Source organism: Aeromicrobium sp., assembly GCF_036676885.1.
In the GTDB taxonomy this organism is placed as follows: Bacteria; Actinomycetota; Actinomycetes; order Propionibacteriales; family Nocardioidaceae; genus Aeromicrobium.
This window is the reverse complement of the sequence record NZ_JAKFCB010000388.1, coordinates 1-3937: the sequence shown is the minus strand read 5'-3', so window position 1 is coordinate 3937 and position 3937 is coordinate 1. Positions and strand designations below refer to the sequence as shown.

3 protein-coding genes are annotated in these 3937 nt (G+C 69.8%); 2 read left to right on the top strand and 1 reads right to left on the bottom strand.

The genetic code is table 11. The annotated features are described in order from the left end of the window. A partial coding sequence (locus V6M46_RS18600; protein WP_332667854.1) for a riboflavin kinase occupies nt 1-480 on the top strand: 480 nt, incomplete at its 5' end. A gap of 82 nt (nt 481-562) precedes the next feature. Then, on the top strand, nt 563-2776 hold the full coding sequence (locus tag V6M46_RS18595) for a beta-glucosidase family protein (protein WP_332667852.1): 2214 nt from the start codon (nt 563-565) through the stop codon (nt 2774-2776). Here V6M46_RS18595 and V6M46_RS18590 read toward each other — a convergent pair. Then, nucleotides 2773-3669 (bottom strand): SGNH/GDSL hydrolase family protein, encoded by an 897-nt coding sequence (locus V6M46_RS18590; protein ID WP_332667850.1) that lies wholly within the window; start codon nt 3667-3669, stop codon nt 2773-2775. The genes V6M46_RS18595 and V6M46_RS18590 overlap by 4 nt on opposite strands. Nucleotides 3670-3937: the final 268 nt, after the last annotated feature.

Below are 3937 nucleotides of genomic sequence, written 5' to 3'. Positions count from 1 at the left end.
GACGGCCTCGCCCTCGACGGCGGCGAGGTCCCGTACTCGTCGACCCTCGTGCGTACGTTGGTCGCCGAGGGCCGGCTCGTCGAGGCCGCCGAGGTGCTCGGCCGCCCGCATGAGGTGTCCGGCATCGTGGTCAAGGGCGACCAGCGCGGACGTGAGCTCGGATTCCCGACCGCCAACGTGCCGGTCGACGAGGCATACACGGTCCCACCGGACGGTGTCTATGCCGGCTGGCTCGTGCGCGCCGCCGGCGAGCGGCTTCCGGCGGCGATCTCGGTCGGCACCAACCCCACGTTCGACGGCGTCGAGCGGCGCGTCGAGTCGTACGTGCTCGACCGCACCGATCTCGAGCTCTACGGCGAGGCGATCCGGGTCGAGCTGGTCGACCGGCTGCGCGGCATGGTCAAGTACGAAGGCATCGACCCGCTGATCGCGCAGATGCACCAGGACGTCGAGAAGACCCGCACGATCCTCAGAAACTGAAACCTGTTCCACTTCGGGCGGAAGGCCGGTACGTTGTTCGGCAATCTGCGCGTGCGCTCGCACGCCCGACGTGGGGAGCCCCATGACGACGCGACGCCTGCTCGGCCTGCTCATCGCCACCGCGACGGTCGGCTCGACCCTCGCCCTCGCACCAGCTCCACCGGCGGCTGCCGCGGGCCGGTGCGGCGACCACCCGTGGTGCGACACCTCGCTGAGTCCCGGCAAGCGGGCTGAGCTGCTCCTTGCCGAGCTCACGATGAACGAGAAGATCGGCCTGCTCGGTGGCGACTCGCTGATGTCCGGGGCGTTCAGCAGCCCCGACACGCATACCGGCGTCCAAACGGGCGTGCCGCGCCTGGACCTGCCCACGATCTACTACAGCGACGGCCCGGTGGGCCCACGCCAGGGCAAGTCGATCGGGCTGCCGGCGCCCTTGACGCTCGCCGCGACGTTCGACCCCGAGCTGGCCCGCTCGCACGGCACGGTCGCCGCCCTGGAGGCCAGGGCCAAGGGCAATGACGTGATCTACGCGCCGACGGTCAACATCGCGCGGACCCCGCTCGCCGGCCGTACGTTCGAGGGCTACGGCGAGGACCCGTGGCTGACCAGCCGGCTTGGTGTCGCCTGGATCGAGGGCGCGCAGTCGACCGGACTGATCGGCAACGTCAAGCACTTCGCCGCCAACAACCAGGAGGGCGTCGACCTCACCGGCGGCCTGCTCGACGAGCACCTGCCGATCGGACTCGGCGTCATCGGGACCCGCTATGCGCAGAACTCGATCGTCGACGACCGCACGATGCGCGAGATCTACCTGCCGCAGTTCGAGGCGGCGGTCAAGGAAGCCAAGGTCGGCACGATCATGTGCGCGTACAACCGGGTCAACGGCGAGTACGCCTGCCAGAACTCCACGCTGCTCAAGAAGATCCTGCGCGACGAATGGGGCTTCAAGGGCTACACGATCGCGGACTACCTGGCGATCCACACGACGGACGGTGGCCTCAACAACGGTCTCGACTTCGAGCCGTGGCCGCCGATCGGCTATCAGCCGGCCCTGATCTCGGCAGCAGTCACCCTCGGGCAGGTCTCGAGGGCCACGATCGACGAGCACGTCCGCGTGATGCTCGAGACGTGGTTCCGGTTCGGTGTCTTCGACCGCGCGGCCTATCGCAACGACGACGCACAGATCGACAAGGTTGCCGACGGCCAGGCCTCGCAGCGCATCGCCGAGCAGTCGACGACGTTGCTGCGCAACGAGGGCATCCTGCCGATCGCACCGTCGGTCAGGTCGATCGCCGTGATCGGCAAGCCCGCGACGCAGTTCGCGGTCGGTGGCGGATCCGGCGAGGTCGAGCCGTTCGAGAACCATTCACTCCTCGACGGCATCACCGATCGCGCCGGTGAGGGAGTGACGGTCACGTACGACGACGGGACCGACCACGCTCGGGCGGCCGCGGCCGCGAAGGCGGCGGACATCGCGATCGTGGTCGTCAAGGACCAGTACGGCGAGGGTTCCGACCGCAACTGCCTGACGCTCCAATGCCCCGACGTCAACGGGAACCAGGACGCACTGATCGAGTCGGTGGCGGCAGGCCAGCAGAAGACCGTCGTCGTGCTCGAGTCCGGCGGCGCCGACCTGACGCCGTGGCGCTCGAAGGTCGCGGCGCTGGTCCAGGCCTGGTATCCCGGAGCCCACGGGGGTCCGGCCCTGGCCCGGGTCCTGTTCGGCGACGTCGATCCCGGTGGCCGGCTGCCCCTCACGCTCCCCGACAGCGAGTCGCAGCTGCCGACCGCGGTCAGCCCGTCCCGCTATCCCGGCAGCGGCATCCTCGGTCTCGACACGCACTACGACGAGGGCGTGTTCGTCGGCTACCGCTGGTACGACGAGAAGAGGCTGGAACCGGCCTACCCGTTCGGATTCGGGCTGTCCTACACGTCGTTCGCGCTGTCGGACCTCGAGGTGGACCGGAGCGGCTCCGGCGCCGTCGTCAAGGCGGTCGTCACGAACACCGGCGGACGTACGGGCTTTGCCGTGCCGCAGCTCTATCTCGGGCTGCCGGACCAGTCGGCATCGGTGCAGCAGCCGCCGGCGGCGCTCAAGGGATTCACGAAGGTCGAGCTCGAACCGGGGGAGACCCGTACGGTGTCGTTCCCGCTCGATGAGCGCGCGTTGTCGTACTGGGACGCCGGAGCCTCGGCGTGGAAGGTGACGAAGGGCTGCGCCGACGTCAAGGTCGGCTTCTCCTCGCGCGACCTCCCGCTCCATGGCCGGCTGCCCATCGGCGGAGGCGCCTGCTAGCGCTTCGCGAGCTCGGCCTCGACGGCTCGCGCGACCGCCTGCATGCCGGCGAGTCGCGGGTGGAACGCGACGCCGTCGTCATCCCGGACAGCGGCGCCATTGGTCCACGCCCCGGTGCCGGCACATGCGTCGTGGCCCCGCGAGGCCTTGCGCATCGACACGTACTGGACCTCGGCCCGCTCCGCGGCATCCGCAAGGGTCCGGTCGAGCAGCTCCTCGGCACCGGACACAGCAGCGGCGTCCGCGTCGGGGATGCCGATCGTCGCGCAGCTCCCCGAGTCGGGCATGATCCGCAGGTAGCCCACCAGCAGCACCGTCGCCTCCGGCGCTCGGTCCCGTATGTCCGACAGCACCGCGGCGATGTCCGAGACGCTCCGCTGGAGGATCGCCGGCGCCGAGCCGCGGGCGAACTGCCCACATGCTTCCTGCCCTCCGGTGCACGCCGAGATGAGCGACGCGAACAGGTTGCCGTCGTTGCCCCCGATGCCGACGGTGACGAGGTCGGTCGTGGGCCTGACCGCGTCGATCTGCGGTCGCGCCGCACCCGGGCCGCTGCCGCGTTGCAGGACGTCGTGGGTCGTGGCGCCGGCGCAGCTGACGTCGGCGAACGATGTCGGATCGAGCCGGCGTGCGAGAAGCGAGGGCCAGTTGTGGTCCGACCGCAGGCAGAAGGCCGCATCGTCACGCAGCTCGGCCAGTCCCGGCCCCGCGGTGAACGAGTCGCCGATCGCGACGTACGAACGTACGGGCGGAGCGATGGCGCTCTCGGACGTCGGCGTCGGCGTGTTCGTCGTGGTCGTCGTCGGTGACGGGTCACCCGGCGCCGGCGAGCACCCGGCGAGCAGGACGGCAGTCACCGCTGCAGCGGCTGCGATCCGCGCGGAGAACACCATGCACACGACGCTAGCCGCAGGGTCCTGAACAGCTCAGTGCTCTCACGAACCAGGTCGCGACGTGGGTGGCGGGGCCCCAGCGGCGATTCGCCCCGGGAGCACTGGCGCTGATACTCTGGACGTTGCCGTGTGATCGGCCACGGATCCAGAGTGCCCCGGTGGACAAGCCCGGGCGCGCCGTGCAACGGAACCCTCAGAGGAGAACAGTGTCAAAGAAGACTGCTGCGCCCACGGTCGCAGACATGCCCAAGGACGAAATCATCAAGCA